General features: G+C 61.0%; 15 protein-coding genes and 1 pseudogene. 8 read left to right on the forward strand and 8 right to left on the reverse strand.

Going from position 1 to position 23019, the window contains the following annotated elements; translation table 11 throughout:
* Positions 1–57 precede the first annotated feature (57 nt).
* Both PLANPX_RS18400 and PLANPX_RS18405 read left to right on the forward strand, forming a co-directional pair.
* A complete protein-coding gene (locus tag PLANPX_RS18400; protein ID WP_172992158.1) occupies positions 58–1197 on the forward strand; it encodes an efflux RND transporter periplasmic adaptor subunit in 1140 nt (379 codons plus the stop codon).
* Positions 1198–1295: 98 nt separating this feature from the next.
* A complete protein-coding gene (locus PLANPX_RS18405) occupies positions 1296–4592 on the forward strand; it encodes an efflux RND transporter permease subunit (protein ID WP_194175132.1) in 3297 nt (1098 codons plus the stop codon).
* A 311-nt stretch (positions 4593–4903) separates the two neighbouring features.
* Here the strand turns inward: PLANPX_RS18405 and PLANPX_RS28105 are convergent, their stop codons facing one another.
* Positions 4904–7195, reverse strand: a complete 2292-nt coding sequence (locus tag PLANPX_RS28105; RefSeq protein ID WP_232536173.1) for an ATP-binding protein — start codon at positions 7193–7195, stop codon at positions 4904–4906.
* Between the two features lie 90 nt (positions 7196–7285).
* Here PLANPX_RS28105 and PLANPX_RS28110 point away from each other — a divergent pair, with 90 nt between their 5' ends.
* A complete protein-coding gene (locus tag PLANPX_RS28110; protein WP_232536174.1) occupies positions 7286–7672 on the forward strand; it encodes a hypothetical protein in 387 nt (128 codons plus the stop codon).
* A gap of 141 nt (positions 7673–7813) precedes the next feature.
* Here PLANPX_RS28110 and PLANPX_RS28515 read toward each other — a convergent pair.
* Together PLANPX_RS28515 and PLANPX_RS18415 are read right to left on the reverse strand one after the other, a co-directional pair.
* Positions 7814–8431: pseudogene (locus tag PLANPX_RS28515) on the reverse strand (ATP-binding protein); the annotation flags it as partial.
* A gap of 5 nt (positions 8432–8436) precedes the next feature.
* On the reverse strand, positions 8437–9678 hold the full coding sequence (locus PLANPX_RS18415; protein ID WP_152100148.1) for a metallophosphoesterase family protein: 1242 nt from the start codon (positions 9676–9678) through the stop codon (positions 8437–8439).
* A gap of 374 nt (positions 9679–10052) precedes the next feature.
* On the opposite strand from PLANPX_RS18415, the gene PLANPX_RS18420 reads away from it, so the two are divergent.
* On the forward strand, positions 10053–10304 hold the full coding sequence (locus PLANPX_RS18420) for a hypothetical protein (protein ID WP_172992159.1): 252 nt from the start codon (positions 10053–10055) through the stop codon (positions 10302–10304).
* A gap of 128 nt (positions 10305–10432) precedes the next feature.
* On the opposite strand, the gene PLANPX_RS18425 is transcribed toward PLANPX_RS18420, so the two are convergent.
* Both PLANPX_RS18425 and PLANPX_RS18435 read right to left on the reverse strand, forming a co-directional pair.
* Positions 10433–11962, reverse strand: a complete 1530-nt coding sequence (locus PLANPX_RS18425; protein ID WP_172992160.1) for a protocadherin — start codon at positions 11960–11962, stop codon at positions 10433–10435.
* 72 nt (positions 11963–12034) lie between these two features.
* Positions 12035–12973: a YybH family protein gene (locus tag PLANPX_RS18435; protein ID WP_152100151.1), complete on the reverse strand. Its 939-nt coding sequence runs from the start codon at positions 12971–12973 to the stop codon at positions 12035–12037.
* A 377-nt stretch (positions 12974–13350) separates the two neighbouring features.
* On the opposite strand from PLANPX_RS18435, the gene PLANPX_RS18440 reads away from it, so the two are divergent.
* The 3 genes from PLANPX_RS18440 to PLANPX_RS18450 all read left to right on the forward strand — a co-directional run bounded on the left by PLANPX_RS18440 (position 13351) and on the right by PLANPX_RS18450 (position 17315).
* A complete protein-coding gene (locus PLANPX_RS18440; protein WP_152100152.1) occupies positions 13351–14772 on the forward strand; it encodes a DUF1254 domain-containing protein in 1422 nt (473 codons plus the stop codon).
* A gap of 132 nt (positions 14773–14904) precedes the next feature.
* Positions 14905–15597, forward strand: coding sequence for a DUF4239 domain-containing protein (locus PLANPX_RS18445; RefSeq protein ID WP_232536177.1), 693 nt, complete (start codon positions 14905–14907; stop codon positions 15595–15597).
* A gap of 41 nt (positions 15598–15638) precedes the next feature.
* Positions 15639–17315, forward strand: a complete 1677-nt coding sequence (locus PLANPX_RS18450; protein ID WP_152100154.1) for a serine/threonine-protein kinase — start codon at positions 15639–15641, stop codon at positions 17313–17315.
* A 553-nt stretch (positions 17316–17868) separates the two neighbouring features.
* Here the strand turns inward: PLANPX_RS18450 and PLANPX_RS18455 are convergent.
* Entirely contained in the window at positions 17869–20760 is a 2892-nt protein-coding gene (locus PLANPX_RS18455) for a beta strand repeat-containing protein (RefSeq protein WP_172992161.1), read from the reverse strand.
* Positions 20761–21153: 393 nt separating this feature from the next.
* On the opposite strand from PLANPX_RS18455, the gene PLANPX_RS28125 reads away from it, so the two are divergent.
* Positions 21154–21417: a hypothetical protein gene (locus PLANPX_RS28125; RefSeq protein WP_232536178.1), complete on the forward strand. Its 264-nt coding sequence runs from the start codon at positions 21154–21156 to the stop codon at positions 21415–21417.
* A 240-nt stretch (positions 21418–21657) separates the two neighbouring features.
* On the opposite strand, the gene PLANPX_RS18465 is transcribed toward PLANPX_RS28125, so the two are convergent.
* Positions 21658–22074 carry a DUF2177 family protein gene (locus PLANPX_RS18465; protein WP_152100156.1) on the reverse strand — a complete coding sequence of 139 codons (417 nt, stop codon included), beginning with the start codon at positions 22072–22074 and terminating at the stop codon, positions 21658–21660.
* 67 nt (positions 22075–22141) lie between these two features.
* On the reverse strand, positions 22142–23008 hold the full coding sequence (locus PLANPX_RS18470; RefSeq protein WP_152100157.1) for a MerR family transcriptional regulator: 867 nt from the start codon (positions 23006–23008) through the stop codon (positions 22142–22144).
* Positions 23009–23019 lie beyond the last annotated feature (11 nt).

The following is a 23019-nucleotide window of genomic DNA, read 5'->3' on the forward strand; positions in this document are numbered from 1 at the left end:
GACGCTTAGCCCAATATGATTACAACAACGAACCTCCACGCACAGTCATGCCTTCGCATGGGCCGACAAGCTCTTCAAACGGCCGCTGCTTTAGTTACAGCGACCTTACTGAGCATTGGTTGTAGTACGACTGCGCCTGTCATCGAGCAGCCGACGCCGCAAGTCACGGTCGCCGAGACGGCGACGCGAGAAATCATCGATACCGACGAGTACACTGGCCGCACGGAAGCGTCGGAGATCGTCGAAATTCGCTCACGGATTTTTGGGTTCCTGAAGTCGATCGACTTCAAAGACGGCAACTACGTGAAGGAGGGGCAGACGCTCTTCACGATCGAGCCGGATGAGTATCAAGCGATTCACGAGCAATCGTTAGCCAAGATCGCCGTCAACAGCGCCAATCTCGAGCTCTCTCGCAGCAAGTTGGCGATGAAGGAAAAGCTGCGGCCCAACGGCGCCATTTCGCAAGAAGAGTATGAGGAAGCCGTAGCCGCGGTGCACGAGGCGGAGGCGACCATCGCGGCGGCCAAGGCCGATGCGAATCGGACCGCCGTCGATTTGAAGTACACCGAGATCAAGGCGCCGATCAGCGGTCGCGTCGACCGGGCACTAGTCAGCAAAGGGAATCTCCTCACTGGCGGGCAGAGTTCCGGCACGTTGCTCACAACGATCGTCAACGAACAGCCGATGTACGTCTATTTCGACGTCGACGAACGTTCGCTGCTGCGCTACATGCGGCAACGCGCGCCCGAAAAGGCGTCGACCGGCAATCTCACCGAGCAGGGCGTGGCGTGCTTCGTGCAACTGGCCGACGAGAAGGATTTTCCGCATCGCGGGCTGATCGACTTTGCATCGGCCGCGGTGAACGCGAGCACCGGCACGGCGCGCCTGCGGGCGGTGTTTGAGAACGCCGACCACGCTCTCGCCAGCGGATTGTTCGTACGAATCCAGATTCCGGTAAGCAAGCCGTACGAAGCTCTGCTCATCCCTGAGCGGGCGCTCTCGACCGATCAGAACGTGAAGTTCGTCTACGTCGTCGGCGACGACGGCGTCGCCAATCGTCGGGTTTTGGAGCTTGGGCGGCGCGAGGGCGATCTGCGCGTAATTACTTCTGGGCTTTCGAAGAGCGACCGCGTGATTGTGAAGGGGATGCAGCGCGTGAAGCCTGGGCAGCGAGTCGAAGCCCAAGTGGAGCAATAAGTTGGAGCCTGGCTAGCCGCTGGCTTCATGCCAGCGGCTAGCCATCGAACGAGTTTGTAAGTAGTTGACGAAGCCGACGCCCCTTGTCTGTTCGATAAATCTTCATGGCGAAATTCTTTATCAACCGTCCGATCTTCGCCGCGGTCATCTCGGTGATCATCACGCTCGCCGGAGCCATCGCCGTAACGGGGCTGCCGGTGGCGCAGTATCCCGAGATCACGCCGCCGACGGTGCAGGTCAGTTGCTTCTACCCCGGCGCCAGTTCGCAGGTGGTCGCCGAGACGGTGGCCGCGCCGATCGAGCAGCAGGTGATCGGCGTCGAAAACATGCTCTACATGAGTTCGCAGTCGACGAACGACGGCGGCTACAACCTAACGGCAACGTTCGCCGTCGGCACGAATCTCGACATGGCGCAGGTGCTGGTGCAGAACCGCGTGAACCTCGCGTTGCCGACGCTGCCGTCTGAGGTGAAGCAGACAGGAGTAAGCGTCAAAAAGAAGTCGCCGAGCATTTTGCTCGTGGTGAATCTTATCTCGCCAAAGGGAACTTACGATCAGCTCTATTTGAGCAACTATGCGACGATCAACCTGCGCGACGAACTCGCACAGATCACCGGCGTCGGCGACGTCACCTTCCTCGGTCAGCTCGATTACAGCATGCGGGCGTGGCTTGATCCAGATAAAGTCGCCGCCCGCAATCTCTCGGCAAGCGACATCGTCGCGGCCCTCCGCGAGCAAAACGTCCAAGTCGCCGCCGGCGCCCTGGGCCGTCCGCCGATTCCAACCGGGCAGGCGTTTCAGTACACGCTTTCGACGCTCGGGCGCCTAACGACGCCGGAAGAGTTCGGCGAGATCGTCGTGAAGACCGGCGGCAGCGGCGAGACGACGCGTCTGCGCGATCTGGTGACCGACGTTCGCACCGACGACGCGGGCGTGGAATTCGGCGGCATTCAGCTTGGCGCCAAGGTCGAAGACACCTCTTGCCGACTCGACGGCCAGCCTTCGGTCGGCTTGGCGATCTTCCAACAGCCGGGCTCGAACGCCCTCGACACGGCCGACGCCATTCGCGCCCGGATGACGGAGCTGAAGCGGAGCTTTCCGCCCGACGTCGACTATGCGATCGTTTACGACACGACGCCGTTCATCAACGAGTCGATCCACGAGGTTTTCAAGGCGCTCCGCGACGCCATCATTCTCGTCGCGGTGGTTGTGCTGGCATTCCTGCAGTCGTGGCGAGCGACGCTCATCCCGCTCATCGCCGTGCCAGTCGCGATCATCGGCACGTTCGCCGTGATGATGGGGCTAGGGTTCAGCATCAACAACCTATCGCTCTTCGGGCTCGTGCTGGCGATTGGCATCGTCGTCGACGATGCGATCGTCGTCGTCGAGGCGGTCGAGCATCACATCGCCCACGGCCTCGCGCCAAAAGCGGCGGCAGAGAAAGCGATGGACGAGGTCACCGGACCGATCATCGCCATTTCGCTCGTGCTGATGTGCGTCTTCATTCCCTGTGCGTTTATCTCCGGCATTACTGGCCAGTTTTTCCGACAGTTTGCCCTCACGATCGCGGTGTCAACGTTTTTCTCGGCGGTGAACTCGCTGACGCTTAGCCCGGCTCTTTGTGCGTTGCTGCTCAAATCAAAAAGCGAAACGCCCGATTCGCTCACGCGCCTGCTGAACCTGGGCCTGGGGTGGTTCTTCAAACTCTTTAACCTAGGCTTCACGAAGGCATCGGACGTCTACGGCCGCGTCGTCGGCATGCTCCTTCGCGGCAGCGTCGTCGTGCTGGCCGTGTACGGCGGGCTGCTCTACTTCACCTACATCGGCTTCACCAGCGTGCCGACTGGGTTCATCCCGAACCAGGACAAAGGCTACCTGCTCGTCGATGTGCGGCTGCCCGATTCGGCGTCGCTCGAACGGACGATGGCCGTCATGAACCAAGTCGAGGCGATTGCCCGCGGCGTTACGTCATCGGCGGCGGACGCGTCGCCTGACGAAGCCGCGCCAAACCAAGTCTCTCTGGTTAACCACGAAGCCTCAGACGAATCGCACGCCCAGGCCAGCGGCGGTATCCCCGGCATCGCCCACACCATCGCCATCTCTGGCCAGTCGATCGTCCAGAACGCCATCGGCTCGAACTACGGCACCGTCTACGTTATCCTCGACGACTTCCACCATCGCCATGGCGCCGAGCTCAACGCCGACGCCGTCGCCGCGAAGCTCCGCGCCGCCTGTTACCGAGAGATTCAAGAAGCGAACGTCGCCGTCTTCGGCGCCCCGCCGGTCGACGGCCTCGGCAGCGCGGGCGGATTCAAGTTGATGGTCCGCGATCTGAGCGCGCTCGGTTTTGAACCGCTCCAAGAAGCGGCCGACGGGCTCGCCGCCGCCGGCAACCAACAACCAGGACTCGTCGGCCTATTCAGCGCCTTTCGCGCCCGCACGCCGCAGATGTTCGTCGACGTCGACCGCGTCCGCTGCAAAGCGATGGGCGTCCAACTCAACGAGGTCTTCCTCACGCTGCAACTCTACCTGGGCGGCTACTACACGAACGACTTCAATCAGTTCGGCCGCACTTGGCAAGTGAACCTGCAAGGCGATCCGAAGTTTCGCCTCAGCCCCGAGCAGGTCCGTCAACTAAAAGTGCGCAACCTGAACGGCGAAATGGTTCCGATCGGCAGCGTCGCCAGTATCCAGGAGATCGCCGGCCCTGCGCTCGTCGTTCGCTACAACGGCAAGACCGCCGCCGCGATCAACGGCGGCTCGCTTCCCGGCGTTAGTTCCGGCACGGTCATCAGCACGATGAACCAGCTTGGCGTTCAAGAACTGCCGCAGGGCATGGACTTCCAATGGACCGAACTAACGCTCCTGCAGATCCTCGCCGGCAATACGGCCATGATCGTGTTCGCGTTGGCGGTGGTGCTGGTGTTCCTCGTCCTAGCGGCGCAGTATGAAAGCCTGACGCTCCCCTTCGCGGTGATCCTCGTCGTGCCAATGTGTTTGCTGTGCTCGGTGATCGGCGTCGCTCTCGCGGGGATGGACATGAATATCTTCGTGCAGATTGGCCTGGTCGTCCTGGTGGGCCTCGCCAGCAAGAACGCGATCCTCATCGTCGAGTTCGCCAAAGAGAAATCGGCCCAGGGCGCCTCGCCGCGCGACGCGACGATTGAAGCCTGCCGTCTCCGCCTGCGGCCGATCATCATGACCTCGCTTGCGTTCATTCTTGGCGTCGTGCCGCTCGCCATCGCCGTCGGGGCCGGCGCGGAAATGCGCCGCGCACTTGGCCTCGCCGTCTTCTCCGGCATGCTCGGCGTCACGCTCTTTGGCATCTTCCTGACGCCGGTCTTCTACTATGTCTTAGCCCGCCGAGCGCGGCGGCCGATGATAGCGACCAACTGATCCGACTGAGCGGAGGTCTGTGCTCATTGCAACTGGCAACGCCGCCTTGTTCCGCAAACCGCCCACAAACCTTGGCCTTGTACGTCTAACTCGACTTGGCTCCAGTGCCGACGCTGTTGAGCGCTTTGATGAATTAAGCAGCGATTTGCGATGTCGCCATCGCGTGGCGCGCTAACGCAGGCCGGCCAACCGAGGGCGAGTCACCGTACTCCATGCTTTCTGTGGGCATCGGCGCCCGGGGGCGGGCCCTCCCCGCTCGCTTGCGAGGGGAGGGCCCGCAATGGTGGAAAGGTGCAAGTTGACGCAAAGACTTAGGTCGAACGATTCCATCCACTTAGGATCTTGCATTGCGTGTCTTCGGCAGCGGATGCGGCTACGTCGCTGGCTAGCTTCGCCACATGGCTGTGGTGGGTGAAGAGCAACACCTGAGTCCTTTTTGAAAGCTCCAGCAATGCTTCAACCGCTGCGCTGGCGCGCTTGTCGTCAAAGGTCAGCAGGACGTCGTCGACGACGAAAGGGATTGGCTCGTGCCGCTCAAACCAGTGTTCTAGCGTCCCCAATCGCAGCGCCAGATAGAGTTGATCGCGCGTCCCTTCGCTCATCGCTTCTACAGCGAGCGCCATGCCATTCTCACGCACGCCGATCAACACCTCCTGGCCGGCGTCGTCGTAGTCTGAACGGAGAGCTTTGAACGCACCGCACGTCAGCTTTGCAAAGTACGTTGAAGCTACTGCGAGGACAGGCCCTTGAGACTTCTCTCGGTACCTTTCCACGGCGAGACGAAGCAGGCGACCGGCAACAGAGGCGATGGCGTACTCTCGCACATCGTCCTCCAGTTGTCGTAACAGGAACTGCCGTTCGTCGGCCTTCTCCGCAGCCGCCGCGGCGCCGGCAAACTGCTGAAGTTTTCCAGTAAAGTTCACGATCGACTTGATCGCTTCGTCGCGTTGCTCGCGTAGCGAAGCGATCTCCGTCTCCAGGTCGTCAATCGCCGACTCCAACCGATCGGCGTCCTCGGACTCCGCATCGGCGTTAAACTCGTCGAGCGTCTTGCCGGCGCAGAATGGGAGCAGTTGGCTTTCAATATCCTGTAAACTCGCTTGTAAGCGGGCTTTCGCGGCGGCGTTCGCGATGGCGGCGGGCAAGTCCGCGAGCGATTCGCACGCCGCCTCTTGGAGTAGCGTCTGAAGCACCGCTCGCGAAGCCCTCAAGTCGCTTTCCGCCTCGCTCAGCTTCCGCCGCTCGGCAAGCAACTGCTCCTCCAACGACTTGCTTTGCTGCAGCGACTCTTTTGCCGAGGCCAGGCGAGCGTTGAGGGTCGCCGCAACGTGCTCGACAGGGGCCGCTGACAGGTCTGGGGCAATCGCCGCGCAGAGTTCTTCGGCAGCTTGAGCGAACTCTTTGGCGGTTTTGTCAATTCCGAATATCCGCGACTTATAACCGTGGGTGCTGTCTAAATTGCGGAACAGCTCATCAAGATTTGCGAGGACCGCTTCTGCCTGCTCAGGAACCGCCTCGGCATCGAGTTGCAGAGGGACAAGAGCGACGCTCCATTCATTTTTCCATGCGATCAGTTCGGCTTGAGCGGCTTCGGCGTCGCGGATGGCGTCGGCAACTTCCGCTTCAAGTCGCGTTTTTTCCGCTTCGCGACGGCAACGTTCTTGGTGCAAGAACTCGACCTCGTCGACGCGGGCTCGCGCGAGCGCCTGGAGCGAATCAAACGGAGTTCCCTGCGGCGGTTGAATGTCGCAGGCAAGCAGTTCGGCTGAGAGGCTCGAGTGCATGGCGTCGATGGACTTCTCGTCCGCTGCCAGCAAGGCAGCTGCAGCGGCCGACTCATCCGCGAGAGTCAATAGTTGGGTATGATTGCGAAGCCAAACCCGCATCTCGCTCGGCGTCATCGGGATGATGTTCGCTCCGCGCCAACTTTGGTTCCACTCCGCTTGCCAGCGAGCTTGCCGTGCATCGGCCTCCATGATCTCGTGGTCGAGCGTTTCGGCCTCTCCCTCCAGAGCGTGGAGTTGCGCCAGCAAGGCGGATTTCTTCGCGACTCGCGCCGACTCGCGACGCAGGCGGTCAACGAGGGCGTCGGAGTGGCGAACGCTCGGTTCCAGCGCTGACGCGACGTCGTCGCCCTCGGCGACGTCGTTGACGAAGGCGGCGCTCGCAGTCGGATCGATTTCCTGCCCGTTCAGCGCCTGCACCGCCATGCGAATGCCGCGATCACGAACGGCTCGCGCCGCTTGCAAGTCTTCTTCTGTTGGCACAGATTCGGCCAGCTCAAGGGCCTCTAACTCTTGGCGCACGCCTTGTGAATTGGTTTGGCAGGAAGCTCTCTGCTTCTGCAACTGATTGAAGGTTCCTTGAATCTCTCTCAGCGATTCGTCGAAAACGTCGGTCGTCTCGATGCTGGGAACCTTGAGCAAGCGAATTTGATCGAGCGAGCCATCGCACAGAGGGAGTCGGGCTGCTGCATCGTTCGCAGCGCCTTGCAACTGCGCGACTCCCCGACGTCGCTCGTCCAAGCGACGGTAGGTTTCCATGAACGCCACTGCCGCTGTCAGCGACTCTTTCAAGGCAGGCGTCGAAGACAACGACGGCATGCCCGCATACGCGATGGTGCACGCTTCTAGCCGACGCCTTAAGCTTTCGACCGCTTGTTGTTGAGAAGAGCAACGTTGCGAGACCTCGCCATGCTTGTGCGCCAGCGCACGCACGCGGGCTTTCTGATCATCGGGCAGCCTACGCTGGGCGGCGTCGTCGAGTTTCAGATCCCACCCCAGCTTCTCGATGGAGCGTTTCGCATTGTCGCGAGCCGTGCGCCTCTGCCCCTCGAGCACGGCTCGGTCGGCAATGGCTTTCTCGTGGCTTCCCAGCCGTCGGTACAGGCTATCGATCTCAATGGCCTTATCGAGCAGGCCGACTGGCACATGAACGGCGTCCCGCCTCGCTTGCAAAAGCTCAATTTCTTCCTTTGTTTGCTTCTCAGCGCCAACAGCGAGAATTTCTTGTTCGCGTGCGCCTTGATAACGCTCTGCCACATCAGCAGACAGGGACACCACATGGGCGAGCGCCGCTAACTCGCTCTTCTTCTGTTTCCAAGAAGCAAGTAAACCGATCGCCGAGTAAATCCTGCCGAGCCGAGCCTTCTTAGCCTCAGATTCGTCAAGCCTCGACTTCAGCGAGCGTTCTAACTCGGTGGCTTGCTGGAGATCTGCGTCGAATTGCGCCCACTCTTCCGGGGAGCGTTGCAACTCGCGAATCTCGTCGTTGAGTCGCTTAACTTGGGAGAGAGACGCATTGATGCGGGGATTTTTTCCCGCCGGCTTGTAGAGCGAATTCGCGGCCTCTTCCAAAGCCAGTTGCTTGTCGCGCAGATGGGCGACGCCGCCAGCGGCAAACAACAGTTCGCCGATCTGGCCTTGCCCGCGCACCACATCCTGGCCGCCTTCTCTGAGGCGCGCATGGTCGATACCGAAAACCGTTAAGAAAAAATCCTCACTCACGCCGCCGAGCATTGACTGCAACAAGGTTTCGTCGACGGGCTTGTCATCGGCGCTGTCCCGGAGCGTCGTCGTGCGGCCTTTCCGTCGAACGCATTCAAGCCGGTTTCCTTGGGAATCGACTAAGACTCCTCCGACGCGCAATTGTTGATAACTGTGAATAAAATTGTCGGTCGTTTTGTGATCGAACCCGAACAAGAGAGAACGAACGGCGCGCAAGGCGGAGCTTTTTCCCGCCTCGTTCGGCCCGTAGAGCACGTTCATCCCTGGATGCAGCGCGATCTTGCATTCCGTGAATGGACCGCACGCGATGAGTTGAAGCTGTTCCAGTCGCATGCAATTTAACCCTTCAACTCGGCAAGCAGCTTGGCTTCCGCATCCGCCAGGATTTCGCGCCACCAGTGGGGATCGGCGGCGAGAATCGTTTCTTTGATATCCACTGGAAGCTTGCGTTCAAGCTCAGCCAAGTCGATGCCGAGTTCGCTGGCCGCGTTCTCCGACGCCGTCAACCGCGCAACGATGGCAGCCACCTCGGCGAGAGGAGAATCGTCGCCCTCGGCTAAGCTTTGTTGCACGGGCATCGAGACTTCGTGCTTCACCTTTTCGACCCACAGCTTCTCTGCGTCAACGTCGATGGCCGTCGCACGAACGTCGGCGTTCCACTGGCGAGAATTGGCCGCAATATCCGCGGCGAGCGGCGTTGTGCCGGTCAACACGATGCGGACCGCCGTCAAACGATTCTCGGAAGCTTCCACGACGCGACGCAAGGCGTCGTCGACGCGTTCTAAAACCTCGCTTTTCGCTTCCGCTCCATCCAGCGGCACCGTCGCCGTCGTCCACCGCAGGACATCTAATGGCACGAACTCCACGGTCGCCTTGTTCTGATCGTCCACCAAGACGCGGAGGCAGCCCTTCGGGCCAGATTCTCTGATGTGCCGGCCTTGGATGTTGCCGGGAAACGCAATCGTCGGCCTTCCTGGCAGCACTTCGCGTTGGTGCACATGTCCGAGCGCCCAGTAGTCGTAGCCGCTCTCCCGCAAGCAAGCTTCCGAGCAGGGCGCGTAGCTCCCGTGCCCTTCGCGGCCGCTCATGCTGGTGTGCAGAACTCCGATGTTGAACCATCCGGGGACGGCGGCGGGATAGCTCCTCGCCAAATCAACGGCCGTGCATTGGCTGGCAAAACTTTGGCCGTGAATAGCAACGTTCAGCTTCTCGATACGCTGCGTGGAGGGAGCGCTCGTCGAAAAGATGTGAACATTGGCAGGAAGCCGAAGGCTGCGAGTAATCTTGCTCGCCGCGTCGTGATTCCCTAGCACGCCGAACACATGGATGTCGGCTTTTCGCAGTCGGCTCATCTGCTCGACGAAGAATAGTCCCGTGTCGAAGTCTTTCCAGTCTCCGTCGTATAAATCGCCTGCCAGAACGACGAAAGCGACTCGCTCGCGGATCGCATACTCAACCAGATTCTCAAACGCTCTTCGACTAGCGATGCGGATCTCTTCAACGGGCGCGCCTTCATAACGATCAAGCCCTCTCAGGGGGCTATCGAGGTGGATGTCGGCGGCGTGAAGGAAAGTGAGCATAACACAGGGCGGGTATCGTGGTTTTTCCGGGGAAAATATTCAAGATGCGGCGAGTATTTCGCCCCACGCGAATCAGTTCGAGGACGCATCGGCAATCAACTTCGACAACCGCTGCAAGCGGCAACCTCCTTCTAGATCGCAAGTTCAATGTAACGCCTCGGAGGCTGTTCGGGCAGCAGGACTGGCGAGCGCCTGCAGGCCAGCCGCCGGCCGTTGGTAAGAATGAACATCCCGGCAGCCGACATCGCGACGCCAAATACATCGGGCAACTTCGCTTAGGGCGCCTGCAACTCGCCGGCGGCTCTTGCGTACGGCTATTTCGGCCTACCAAGATCATGTATGGAGCTGCGACTTCGTCACCGATCAGCGGCGCGATGTTGGCGCGTACGGAGTTCGACGCACTACTGGAGGCGAAGATTCTGATCGAACGGCGGCGCTTCACGCCGGCCGGCCAGAGAGCTCATTCGGCCGTCGAACTCACTGATCAACCGCAAGTTAGCGATTGGCGAACGACCCTGGAGAAGTTGGTTAATCGCTGGCCGCGCAGTCGGCAAACGACGAGCGTCCATGTCGAGCAGGGCGATGGTCGCGTCGATTTACTGAGCTCTCGCACGCTGTTGGTTTAGCACGCTGACCGCTAGTGCGTTTGAGTAACGACGCCATCAAAGGCTTCAACGCGCGATCATGGATGGCTGAAGCGCGTGGCGACTTCAGTCCTCTGGCATCTTGGAGTCTTGCATGCGTGTAGCGGCAGTTAGGGGGCCGGAGTATCAGCGGCGGCTTGCTGCGGTTGCTTGAGCCTCACAAGCAACCACTGCTCGGTCTGATTTTTACCAAGGTGAAGCAAGCAGGGCGCTTCATCCTTTGTAAGGTTATAAAGCCCAGTCTCAATCACGTTCGTTTTGTTGTCGCCGACGGTGAAGGCGACCCGTTGCGTCTTCTTGTCAATCGAACCTTGGACGACTTGATTCTGCTTGGTCGCTGAATCGGTGTAATTTCCGCGGATGACGCCCTCCTTATTCACTGCCAGCTGAATGCTGATGTCGGAATTGGTTTGGTCGGGCTTCATGAAGGCGAAGACGCCTAACGGAAGCCAGTCTCCGTCAGGGGAGGCACTTGCCGCGGCGCCCGCTGCGGCAATCTGATCGGCCTGATCGTAGTACTGCTCAGACGTGCCGGCGTCATCGCCGTTGACGTAGACGTTGCCGTCCTCGTAGGTGACGTTGTTACCGTAGTCGTAGTACGTAGGCGGCACGTCGGAGTAACCGCAGTAGGCCGACGCCGAGTCCCAGGTGCAGGCGTTCCACACAGCGCCCGCCGCCCAACCGGCGGCGAACCAGGCGCCGGGATACTGAGCGTACCAGCCCCGCCCGTAGACGCCCCAGTGCGAGAAGTTGGTTCTCACTGCGGCCCCGGCCACATATCGACCCGACGGCGTGACGCGCGCAAACCCTGCCGCTGCGCCGCGCGGTCCGGCGGTCGCTCCGCGAACGGCGGCTCCCCCTTCAGGACCGCGCACGCCGCCGACGGCAGCGACTTGGCCGCCGGGGCCGACGCCCACCGCACGCCCTGCCTCCGCGCCGCCGGCTCCTTTCACGCCACCTGCCGCGGCGACGCCGCCGCGCGGTCCTTCAGCGACGGCGCGACCAGCCGTATTCCCGCGCGGCCCGGTGACCGAGATCCCCGCCGCTTCGCCGCCGCGAGGTCCCTCCGCAGTTCCCTTGTTCACATCGAACGCGCCGCCGTCTCCCGCGGGAAGCTGACTCGCAGAACGGTTCGTGCCGGCGCTTCGCCCTTGCATGCCTTCATCGGACGGCAGTCCCAAGAAACTGCTGAGCTGATCGCGGCTCGGCGCGGAGTATCGATTGCCCGCGGCGCCAGCGCCGGCTCCGCCAAATTCTCGGCCCGCCGCGCCCCCACCCGCGCGCTCGCCCGCGGCGCCAAAGTTCGCGCCCCCGCGGTTCTGTAAGCCACCTCCACCTGGATTTGCGAGTCGCCCCGGCGAGGGGATCTGCCCGCCGCCAAAATTTGACGGGCCAGGTCGCGCTCCGCCTCCACCGTACGCGCCACCGCCGCCGTAACCGCCGCCACGATATCCGCCGCCGCCATAACCTCCTCCGCCGTACCCGCCGCCAGGCCGCGCTCCGCCGGAGAAGCCGCCGCCTCCGCCGCGACTCATACCGCCGCCACCACCGCCTCCGCCGCGGCCGCGCCCCCACGTAAGATCTGTCGGCAGCAGGCACATCGCGACGCAAACCAGAGTCAGCGCGAATCGAGAAGTCATGGAGATATTCCCAATGAGTTTGTTAAGCATTTGGCAAGCGATCTGCTTTTCAACGTCTTACTTTTGAACGTGTCACTTTTTTACGTTGCGACGCACAATCACTTCGTCGCTGTCTGGCAGCGAAGTTGCGTCGAGCGAACGATCGACCGATTGCCAAGAGTATGCGTTGTCGTCGAGTCGCTGCAGTCGATTGATGGCTGACGTCGTGGCGCCATCGACCGTGACGCCGCTGACTGACGCTTGCCAGCCTCCTTCGGTCGGCGTCCAGACTCCGACGGCGAACGAACCGTCGGCGCCAAAGTTCCACGACTGAACATGCCCCGCTTGAGCGTTCCAGCCGATGATTTGCACGCCGCTGGTCTCGACGCCGTCGGCAGCCTTCGTCGTGTACTTTCTCTCCACGAAGCTCTTGTCGCCGATCCACTTGCATTCAGACTTCGTCGTCACGCCTCCTTCTTCGGCGGTCCACGAACCGATCAGCCACTGCATATCGGCGATGTGCTCGTGAGCCGTGCCGCCGTCCGTACGCGCCTCGCGCACGGAGGCCATTAACCAACGTCCGTCGACTTTGGTGTGGACGACCGAGTAGTCGCTACTCGTCGATTCGCCCGCAGGAGGGAGCGTCAGGACTGTATGCCCATCTTCGATGGCTACCGTCGGACTGACGAACCGCACCGAGTCGATCGCCAGCGCGAGCGAAGCGCCAGGATTCGCCTTGAAGAAATCGGCGTAGCAGCTTTCGATCGCCGCTTGGCCGGCGTGCTCGTTCCCCGATTCGTCGACGTACTCGCCGTTGGCCGTCCAGAGTGCTGCGATCGCCTTCGCATCGCCGCGATTGAATGCGTCGGTAAACGCGTCCGCCGTCTTTTGGATCGCCGCCACGTTTTCGTCGACGGCTTTTGCCGCCGGGGCTGCCGCGCCGCTCGCCTGCGGTTGCTGCGCTCGAGCCAACTGCGAAATTGTTGAGCACGCGACAAGCGAAGCGGCTACGGCTACGGTCCGGAAATTCATGAGAGTGCCTGAAGGAAAAGTCAGCGTCGTTCGGGATCGAACGACTACTTAGATCGGATAGACTGCCGGATGCAGTTTGTTTCAAGCTAGCCGCCGGCAGTCTGGAATACAAGGAAATGCCAAGATGGGGCATGGAGCTCCTAGGGAATCTCTGGGCAGATTCCTGAAAGGACGTCCCGGACGAGCGAAGAGCCGGAGACGTGCAATGCCATTGGGCGGCAAGCGACAACTCCCCTAGCCATGACGTTTATGGTTAAGATTGAGTTTGCGGCTCTGCCATCCCTTGGAGCTGCTCAATACGAGCAACTGCGAGCAAAAGCTCGAAACGACCGAGAAACTGTTAGCGACGCTCCTCAACACCAACAACCGGCGCTTCTATGAGCACTCAACGCTTCATTCAACGTGGCCTTGTCATCCTCGCGCTCTTCGCGACGCTCCGCACAGCGGCAGCCGAAGAAACCGTTTTCGATGCCGTTCCTTCCGGCATCGAGGCGTACATCTACGGCTATCCGTTGGTGACGATGGAAATGACTCGGCGGGCGATGACCAACGTCGAGAAGCCCGCCGGCACACGCGCGCCGATGGGGCAGTTCGTTAGGATGCGCGAGTATCCCACCGCTCAGTTCCGCGATGTGACGGCGCCCAATGCCGACACGCTATATACCACCGCATGGATTGACGTGAGTAAAGAGCCGTGGGTGCTGAGTTTGCCCGATGCCCACGACCGGTACTACCTCTTCCCGATGCTCGATGCTTGGACTAACGTCTTTCAAGTGCCCGGCAAGCGGACCACCGGCACGGGGGCGCAGAAGTATGCGATCACCGGGCCAGGTTGGAAAGGAAAGCTGCCGGCAGACGTCATTGAATACAAGTCGCCGACTTCGATCGTCTGGCTGCTCGGGCGGATCTACTGCACGGGAACTCCGGAAGACTACGCGGCCGTCCACAAGCTGCAGGATGAAATCTCGATCGTGCCGTTGAGTTCCTACGGCAAAGCGTATACGCCGCCGGCCGGCAAAGTCGATCCGAGCGTCGATATGAAGACCGCCGTGCGCGAGCAGGTCAACGCATTGAGCGCGGACGACTATTTCAATTTGCTCGCCAAGTTGATGAAGGACAATCCGCCCGCCGCGGCCGACGCACCAATGCTAGCGAAAATGGCCCGGCTGGGGATCGTCCCCGGCCAACCGTTTGACAGCAGCAAACTTGGCCCCGTGGCGAAGGAAGCGTTTTCAAAAGTGCCGAAGCTCGCCAACGAAAAAATCATGCTGTGGCTGAAGGAAGGCATCGTCGCGGGCGACATGAAGCTAGAGCACGGCTGGCTCTTCACCACCAAAACCGGAGAGTACGGCGTCAACTACATTCAGCGGGCATTGATTACCGCCATCGGCCTCGGCGCTAACCGCCCGCAGGACGCAGTGTATCCCACTTCCGAGGGACCGAACGTTCTCAAGTCGTACACCGGCGCGAAGAAATACGTGATGCACTTCCCGAAAGGCCAGCTGCCGCCAGCGCAGGGATTCTGGTCGCTCACGATGTACGATAAGGACTACTTCTTCGTAGAGAACCCCATCAACCGGCAGAGCATCAGCGCGCGACAACCCTTGAAGTCGAACTCCGACGGTTCTGTAGACCTCTACATTCAAAACGAAAGTCCCGGCGCAGAGTTGGAATCGAACTGGCTACCGGCCCCCAAGGATAAGTTCATTCTCATGCTGCGGCTTTATTGGCCGAAAGAAACGCCGCCGTCGATCATCGACGGCTCGTGGGAGGTTCCGGCAGTTAAGGCGGTGGACTGACCGCCGATCGTCGCGGCATACGCCGTTCCGATTTCCAACCTCTCAACGATCCGCGGTATCGCTTGGCGCATGAACACCGTAGCCACTTCGCTCACCGTTTTTGCATGCGTTTTCGCCGGGGCATTGGTCGGCATGCGCCTACGACGCACGCTGCCGGAACACCATCTCAGTTCGGAGACGAAGGAGACGGTGAAGCTGGCGATGGGTTTCGTGGCGACCATGGCGGCGCTGATTCTCGGCTTGCTGGTCGCATCGGCGAAGGATTCGTACGACACGCAGTCCAGCGGCGTGACGCAATTAGCGGCGAAGGCCGTTTATCTTGACCGGCTGCTGGCCAACTTTGGACCCGAAGCCAACGACGTGCGTCAACTCTACCGTGGCGTCGTGGAGCGGATTACGCACCAAATGTGGCCTGAGCAGTACGCCGGGGAATCTCAACTCGACCCGAGCGCGATGCGAACGGAAGAGCTGTTAGTCGCCATTCAGGCGCTGGCGCCTAAGACCGACTTGCAAAAGACGCTGCAAGCTCAAGCCGTTTCGACGAGCTTGGAAATCGGGCAGATGCGCTGGCTGCAATACGAGCAAGCGGGCACGACGCTTTCGAAGCCGATGCTAGGCATCTTGGTGTTCTGGATCGCCGTACTGTTTGGGAGCTTCGGCCTGTTCGCTCCGAGCAACGGCACGGCGCTAACAGCGCTGCTGCTGGCAGCGCTCTCAGTGGCGGGGGCGATCTTTCTGATTCTTGAATTGCAAAGCCCGTTCACGGGACTGCTGCAGATACCCGACACGCCGTTCCTTGACGCGATCGCCCATCTCGGGCAATAGCGCATCAGGAATTATGATCCCAACATCCGCCCGTTGATCACATGCCATCCGACGAACTCCCAGGCAATCGAACCGTGCGTCCTGACGTGACGATGGACTACGTCGGGGAGCACGATACGTCCACAGCGCCGGGAGATACCTCAGAAGCAGGTCCCGCCAATCTGGGTGATCGTCTCGAAGCTGGCAATCGAGCCGACAAGAAAGCCCGAACTCCCAAGCGAATTGCATCCTACGAAATTCTCGCTGAGATCGGCCGCGGCGGAATGGGAGTCGTCTACAAGGCGGAAGATCCCCGGCTCAAGCGGAACGTCGCCTTGAAAGTGATTCTCGCCGGCGGTCATGCCGGCGACGTCGAACTCGCTCGGTTTCAGATCGAAGCCGAGTCAGTGGCTCGGCTCAAGCACCACACCTTCGTCCAAATCTACGAAGTCGGCGCGGACGAAGGGTTGCCGTTTCTGGCTTTGGAGTACTGCGGCGGCGGTAGCCTGGAAGACCGTATCGACGAGTCGCCGCTAGCGTCGCGCGAATCGGCCGAGTTAGTGGCGAAACTTGCCGAAGCGATGGAGTACGCGCATCAAGCGGGCGTCATCCATCGCGACCTCAAGCCAGGCAATGTGCTGTTCGACGACAGCGGCGAGCCGAAAATCACGGACTTCGGACTGGCGAAGAAAGTTGGCGAGGATGACAGCCACACAAGAACCGTGTCCGTCATGGGCAGTCTCGGCTACATGTCGCCTGAGCAAGCCAGCGGCCACACGCGCGAGGCGACGCCAGCGGTCGACGTGTACGCCCTGGGGGCGATACTTTATCGTTTGCTCGCCGGGAAGACGCCGTTCGAAGGATCGTCGACCGCCGAATCGTTACAACTGGTGATCAACGGCGTCCCCGTACCGATTCGACGCCTGCGGCCCTCGTGCTCGCGAGACCTAGAAACCATCTGCTTAAAGTGTCTCGAAAAGTCGCCCGCTAACCGTTACCAAACGGCCGGCGACTTAGCTGACGATCTGCGTCGCTTCCTCAAAGGAGAACCGATCACAGCCCGCGCGGCCACTCCCTTCGAGCAACTCGTCAGCTGGGCCCGACGCAATCCGCTGCCCTCAACGATTGCTGTGGGCGGCGTCGTCATGCTGGCGTTGCTGGCGGGTGCGATGGCATGGACGACCTATCGCAACTATCGCGTGATCGAAGCCATTCAGCGCCATGAAATGCGCGTCCAAGACCTACGCGCCCAGATACTCTTTCTGGACGAAGTGCTAACCAATTCGTGCTCGCTGGCTGCCGCTACCGGCGAGCCAAGATGGGAAGAACGTTACCGGCGCGTTTTACCCGAACTCGACGCTGCGATTGCCCAAGCAATTGAACTAGTTCCCAGCACACAGTCCGAGCTGGCGGCGGTCGGTGATGCCAACGCCGCCCTTGTCCAATTGGAAGACCAAGCTTTCGCGTTGGTGCGTCAGCATGAAGCAGCGAAGGCCTGGGAACTATTGAACGGCGAAGAATACCTGGGCAAAAAGCACGAGTATACGGACGGACTCGCCGCATTCTCCAAGCGGCTGGAGGAGCTTTCTGAGGTAGCGATCCAAGCGGCGCATCGCGAAGCCATGTCGTATCTCATTGCGGCGCTCGTTTTAGGCGGGGTAGTCGCGCTGATTCTGCTGATGGGGTTTATCAGCCTGTTTCGCGTTCTTCAGCTGCGATCAGTAGTTGGCATGCGTTAGGCCAATCATCTCCGTCGGGTTCGCGCTCTTAAACCAGTTTCAATGACGCTACCGGCGCTAGATTTCTTGCGAGCGTTCTCGCGAAGCAAAATCGAAGAAGAATTGTGTTCTGGAATTCGCGCCGTCTGCATTGGCTCTTCACAATCGTCGGCTAACTTCCATCGAAAGTGGCGCATCGACGCGCACGCTCAGGGCTTTTTAGAGCGCTGCGTGGCACTCTTCGCAACTTTCCTCCCGCGTGTCGGCGCCAACCGTCGGAGGGGCTGCTCTCTACTGCCGGGGCTTCAGATGACCGTTTGCACAGACTGTTACGACACTGGCTGCTGTCGCGCGTGCGGCGGCCGCGGATCGAAGCCTTGCCTCGGGCCGCGCGGTGCGAAACGCCAATGCAGTGTTTGCATCGGCAGCGGCGAATGCACCGAGTGCCGCAGCTTCGATCCAGTAGACCCCGTCCATCTTTATGCCAGGGCGTTGCTGCAAATGGCCGCCGCGGCCGTCCAGAATCGCTCGCCGCTTACGCGCCGCTGAGAAACTCCGCTGATCTTCGCTTGAATCAGTTGGGCGCTTCGTAAGCGACGAATGGCGAGTTGCGGCGGTTCAGCGCCCTTATGGCGAATAGCATGGCAATGAGCGTGAGCGTGCTCGGCTCGGGGATTGAGGCAGCCGCAGTTGCTGACAGTCTCATTCCGGCTTGCCGCTGCCACAGCATGAAATCGGCGCCATCGACGCGGCCGTCTGCATTCGCGTCGCCCTGGGCGCGGCTAGGAGAGTTGGCGCCGAAGCCCGCTTTCCACGCCGCCAGGTCGGCTCCATCCACTGCTCCGTCTGAATTGAAATCGGCTTCGAGCTGCGCGACGACCAATAAGACGCCGGTGGTGTACAACTGCGAACGATCCCAGAACAGCCCACTGAGCTGCGGCAATTGGAGCGACGCAAACTGACCGCTGAGCGTCGCCCAGTTCAGCAGGTCGAACGATTGGCCAGCGGTCGGGGCGAAGTCGCCGAGGAGCGACACTCGCAAGACGCCGTCAAGCGATAGAGCTCCAGCAGCGTTAAGTTGATCGAACTGCGAACCAGCCTCCATTCCGCCAATTTCGATGTCTAGCCGAGAATTCGCGGTCAGCGCTAGATTCTCAAAATTAACCGCAGTTATCCCAAAACCGGGGCTGTAGCTGCCGTCGAACCGAACGTTCCCTGCGAAGCTGCCTGGCCCGCTGACGGCGCCGGTGAACAGCAGGACATCTTCTCCGCTGCCGCCGGTGACGGCGCCCTGATGAAGAAATGCCCCTTGAACGCTACCGAAGCCCGTGAGACGGCGACCGGAGAGGAGATTTAGCCCGTTGAGACTCGCCAACGTTCCGCCGGCGAGCGTGTTGAGCGATCCCAAATTGGCGAATCCGCCGCTCAGCAAATTCAATTGATGAGCGCCCGCCGCCAACGTTCCGTTGAAGCCGCTGAAGCCGTTGATGTAACGGGCATCGCCCAGCGTAAGCGTGCCGCCTGAGGCGGTCCACGACGCACCAACCGGTCCAGAGACCGTGCCGATGACCGTGCCAAAGCCGCTCGCGGCGCCGTTGACGTTCACACCTGCGTTGGCCAGCACGTTTCCCCCCAATATTGTGAGTGCTCCAACGGTAAGCGCTTGCGAATCGCTTACCAAGGAGTGGTAGCCTACAGTCAGCGCCCCCGAAAGCGTTGTATTGCCCTTGAACGTCGTCGCGCCCGTTAGCACTACGGAACTGCCAGGCGCGCTGGCGAGGTCGCCGACAATCATTCCGGCGGCTTGCAACGTGCCGCCGTTTACTTGAACCGCAGCGGTCGTGACTCCCTGGTTTAAGATGAGCGTCCCCGCGCTGACCGTCACCAAACTGGCCGTGAGCGGGGCGTTGACGGTCACCATGCTCGCAGTCGTCTTGCTGACGGCGCCGCTGCTGATTGTCGGCGCGGCGAGCGTGCCGCTTTGCAACGTCATCGAGGCCGGCAATAAGAAGGCGGGAGAGCTGGTGTTGATGGCGCCGCCGGCTAGCGTGACCGCGCCGGTCTTTTGCATGTTGCCCGCGAGTTCGAGCGCGCCGCCGGCAATCGTGACGGCCCCCGTCGTCGGCAGGGCGTTGCTGACGCCGAGCGTCAGCGTGCCGGCTTCGATGCGGGTGCCGCCGGTGTAGGTGCTCGTGCCGGCGAGGATTTGATTGCCGGCGCCAGTCTTGCGAATGCCGCCGGAACCGCCTGGGACGTCGGCGATTGCGCCAGCGTAGGTGGTGGTCGTCGCGACGTCGTCATTGGTGATCTGCAGCGCCGCCGTTGAACCCGCATTCGCTAGCTGAATCAACGGAATCGCGCCGACGTACGTCCCGAGGCGCGGCGTCGTGAACGTTGCTCGATCGACGATCAGCGTGCTGGTCGTGGTGAAGAACCGGGTTTCGGTATTGGCGATCGCCTGGGCGTTTTTGTTCACGGTCATCGTGGCCACGCCGCCGTAGGCCGCGGCGTGATACCCGCCAATCAGGATCGAACCGGCTTGGACGAGCGTGTTCGCATCGGAAACGGTCACTGTTCCGATCGATCCAGCAGAGCCGCCAATCGAAAAAGCGTCCGCGGTCAAAGTAGCGCGCTCGCGAATGGTGGCGGCGCTCCCCAAGGGGCCTTCGTCGTCGATGCCGACGATGAAGATGCCGGTCGAGACGGCGGCGCGATTGCGAATGTCGACGACTCCCGCACCGCCGCCGTGCCCCGCCAGGAAATAGACCGAGCCGGTGGCCGTCGTTCCCTCGCCGTCGAGCGTCAGCACGGGCCGCCCGACGCCTCCGATTCTCAGGAAGCTGGCCGGGGCGTTCGCCAGCGTAGCGCCATGGGTAACGTTCACGGTGGTTTGAAAGTTGAATGCGAAATCGTTCACCAGCCGCGTGCTGACATTCGTCGCATCGATGTTGAGCACGCCCTCCGTCGCCGCAAGCGAGTGGAGGTTGGAGGTTTGGCTTGATAACGTCAGCGTCCCGGCGCCGGTTTTTATCAAGCCGTAGCTGTTGACGCCGTCGGTGACTCCTCGCTCAATCGACAGCGTGGCAGGACCGGCAACGTTGAAGACGCCCGCCGCGCCGAGCGTAAGCGGCGAGCGGATGTCGTGAGTGACCGCCGTGGCGCCGCCGTTGACGTTGATCGCTCCGCTGGCAACCGTGAGCGTTCCGCCGGTGAGGACGTAGGGCTGCGTACCGCCGAAGGTCACGTCGTTGATCGTGCGATCGGTCTGCAGATTGACGGTGGGAGTCGGCGTGTTGGTCGTGAACGCGATCGACTGCGATGCCGAGGGAAGTGCGTTCGGCGACCAGTTTGTGATTAGCCCGTTGAGTCCAGACCACAGACCGTCGCCTGCCGCTCCCGTCCAGGTGTAGGTTGCAGCATTCGCGGAGGAGACGACGACAGCCGTTGCAGCTACGAAGCAAGTCAAACTTAGTGAACGCGTGGCACGGACAAGAAGCATCTGCCGCTGAGAATGAATCATTACTGCTTTCGCGAACCTTGAGATACGTTAGTGAAAAGCCGAGATGCTCTGAGCGAACACCGAGAAAAGCCGCTGTGGACGCTTGCAGGAGAGCAGTATACTCAGCGTCCGATCGTGCGTCATTGCGATTGCGGACCTTGAGTCATTCCCCTCCCAGCAGGGGCGGTGCGGCATGGCGGGTCGCCGACGACTGAAATTTCGCCATCCCGCCCTTATCGATGGTTCGCAAGCCCGCGTCGCGAACCGCTCAGGGCAGGGCGGTGGTTTGAGTGCACGGCGGTCATCAGAGTCCGATAGCGTCCTGCATGCTTCTTAGCGCGACGCCACACGACGACAACCATGGCTCGAAATCCCAATTTGCACCAGAAGCGCGCCGCCGTGAGCGTGCCGGATCAATTCATTCGAGTGAGAGACGCTCGAGAGCATCATCTCGAGAAGATCGACGCCGATATTCCGAGAAATGCCCTGATCCTTTTCACGAGCGTTTCCGGCTCCGGCAAATCCTCGCTGGCATTCAGCATGCTCTATGCGGAAGCTCAATGTCGCTACTTGGAATCAGCGGCGCCGTACGCCCACAGACTCTTTCGTTCCGCAAATCGATGAAATCAACGGACTGCCTCCGACGGTGTCGCTGCAGCGACAACGCGGGACGCCAACCACTCGCTCTTCAGTGAGAAGCGTCATGACGGCGTCCAACTCTCTTGCGAATGTTCTACTCAAGAGCCGGCGATAGAGCTTTCGGGAGTGGAGGCGCAGCGCACCAATCTCGCGACGGAGTTGCAGCGAGCGCAGCGCGGCCGCTAGGACGCGCATTCAGCCGCTACTGGGAGCAAAACTCTCCGCTCAACGCGCCAACCAGCGTTCCAGCAGCGCCATGACGACGCTCATTGACCCGCATAATGTCATTCCCCACGCGACGTCGACGAGGGTCATCCTTACCGTCCATTTCTCAAGCGTCGCCAAGTTTGTGAAGTCGTAGACGCCGTAGAGTATGAAGCCGAAGATGGCTCCGTGAATCAAGGCCGTGATCAAACGGCTTTCTTCGGCAAGCAACGGGCGGACGAATAGGATTAGGCCTGCTGGAATGACCAAGTAGACAAGGAGAGCCGCCCCCCACCTCGGCGTCAACGAACCGCCTTCGCGGCGCGCGATTTCTCCGATCTGGCCCAGGTAAAAGCTTTTCATGAGCACGCCGATCCACAACACGTCGACAATGATCGTGATAGGCGCCAACGCGGCGAACAATTTGATGGAGCTCATTCTTGTTTCTTCGCTAAGGGCGAGACGGATCTCATCGAACGCATGGCGCGCCGTGTAACGCTGCGTTTTAGATCAATCCGCGTTGGAGGGTGTTCGCGAATCTCTCCAGTTGCTGCATCGTGTCGCAGGCAGCGGAATAAACCATGGCGGTTCGAAGTTCGGGCGTGAGTGCTCGGCCGCCGACGACAAGAGCGACGCTCTCCTCATTGCAAGCCGCCGAGAGCCGTGCAAAACCTGTGAGAAACTGCGCGGCGTCGGGCACGTGCGATACGCTTAACCAGAACATCGCCGGCCTGTGCGAACGAACGGCATGAATGCAGGAGTCCGCGGGGATTGACGTCCCGAGCGCAGTCGCGTCCAGGCCGCAGTCGCGCAGTACGAGTTCTGCCATCGTTGACGCCAAGGAGTAGTGGTCTCCGTCGAGCGTCGCACCTAATGCAGACGCGGACGCCGAGGGGGTTTGCAGGGTGCGGATCTCAGCGAGGATGCGGTGAAGGATGACGCAGGCACGACGCTCCTGGTAGACGTCCGCTTCCTGGCATGCCCAGCGCTCCCCGATGATCGCGAAGGCGCCAGCGATCACTTGGTCGCAGAGTTCGCTCAGCGAGTACTTGCTCGCGAGCAGTTCGAAAATAATCTGCCGCACCGATTCGTAGCCGCCCGAGAGGAGCGCAGTAGCCATGGCGTGGGCTTGCTCGGATGCATCGCCGCCAGCGAACTTGCCGCGCGGCGGCAGGCCGACAAGTTCAGGAGCGGCCAAGGGTCGGCCTTGGAGTCGCGCCAGCCTCAAGACTTCGTTAACGGCCAACTTGCGGTGGCCGCCCGCCGTCCGCGTGACCTTTACAATCTCGCGGTCGCACCAGCGCTTGAGCGTCGACTCGCTGACGCCGAGCGCGCGGGAAGCCACTTTTGGTGAAACGGAGGATTCGGGCATGTGGAGCTTAG

This window comes from Lacipirellula parvula, from assembly GCF_009177095.1.
Lineage (GTDB): Bacteria > Planctomycetota > Planctomycetia > Pirellulales > Lacipirellulaceae > Lacipirellula > Lacipirellula parvula.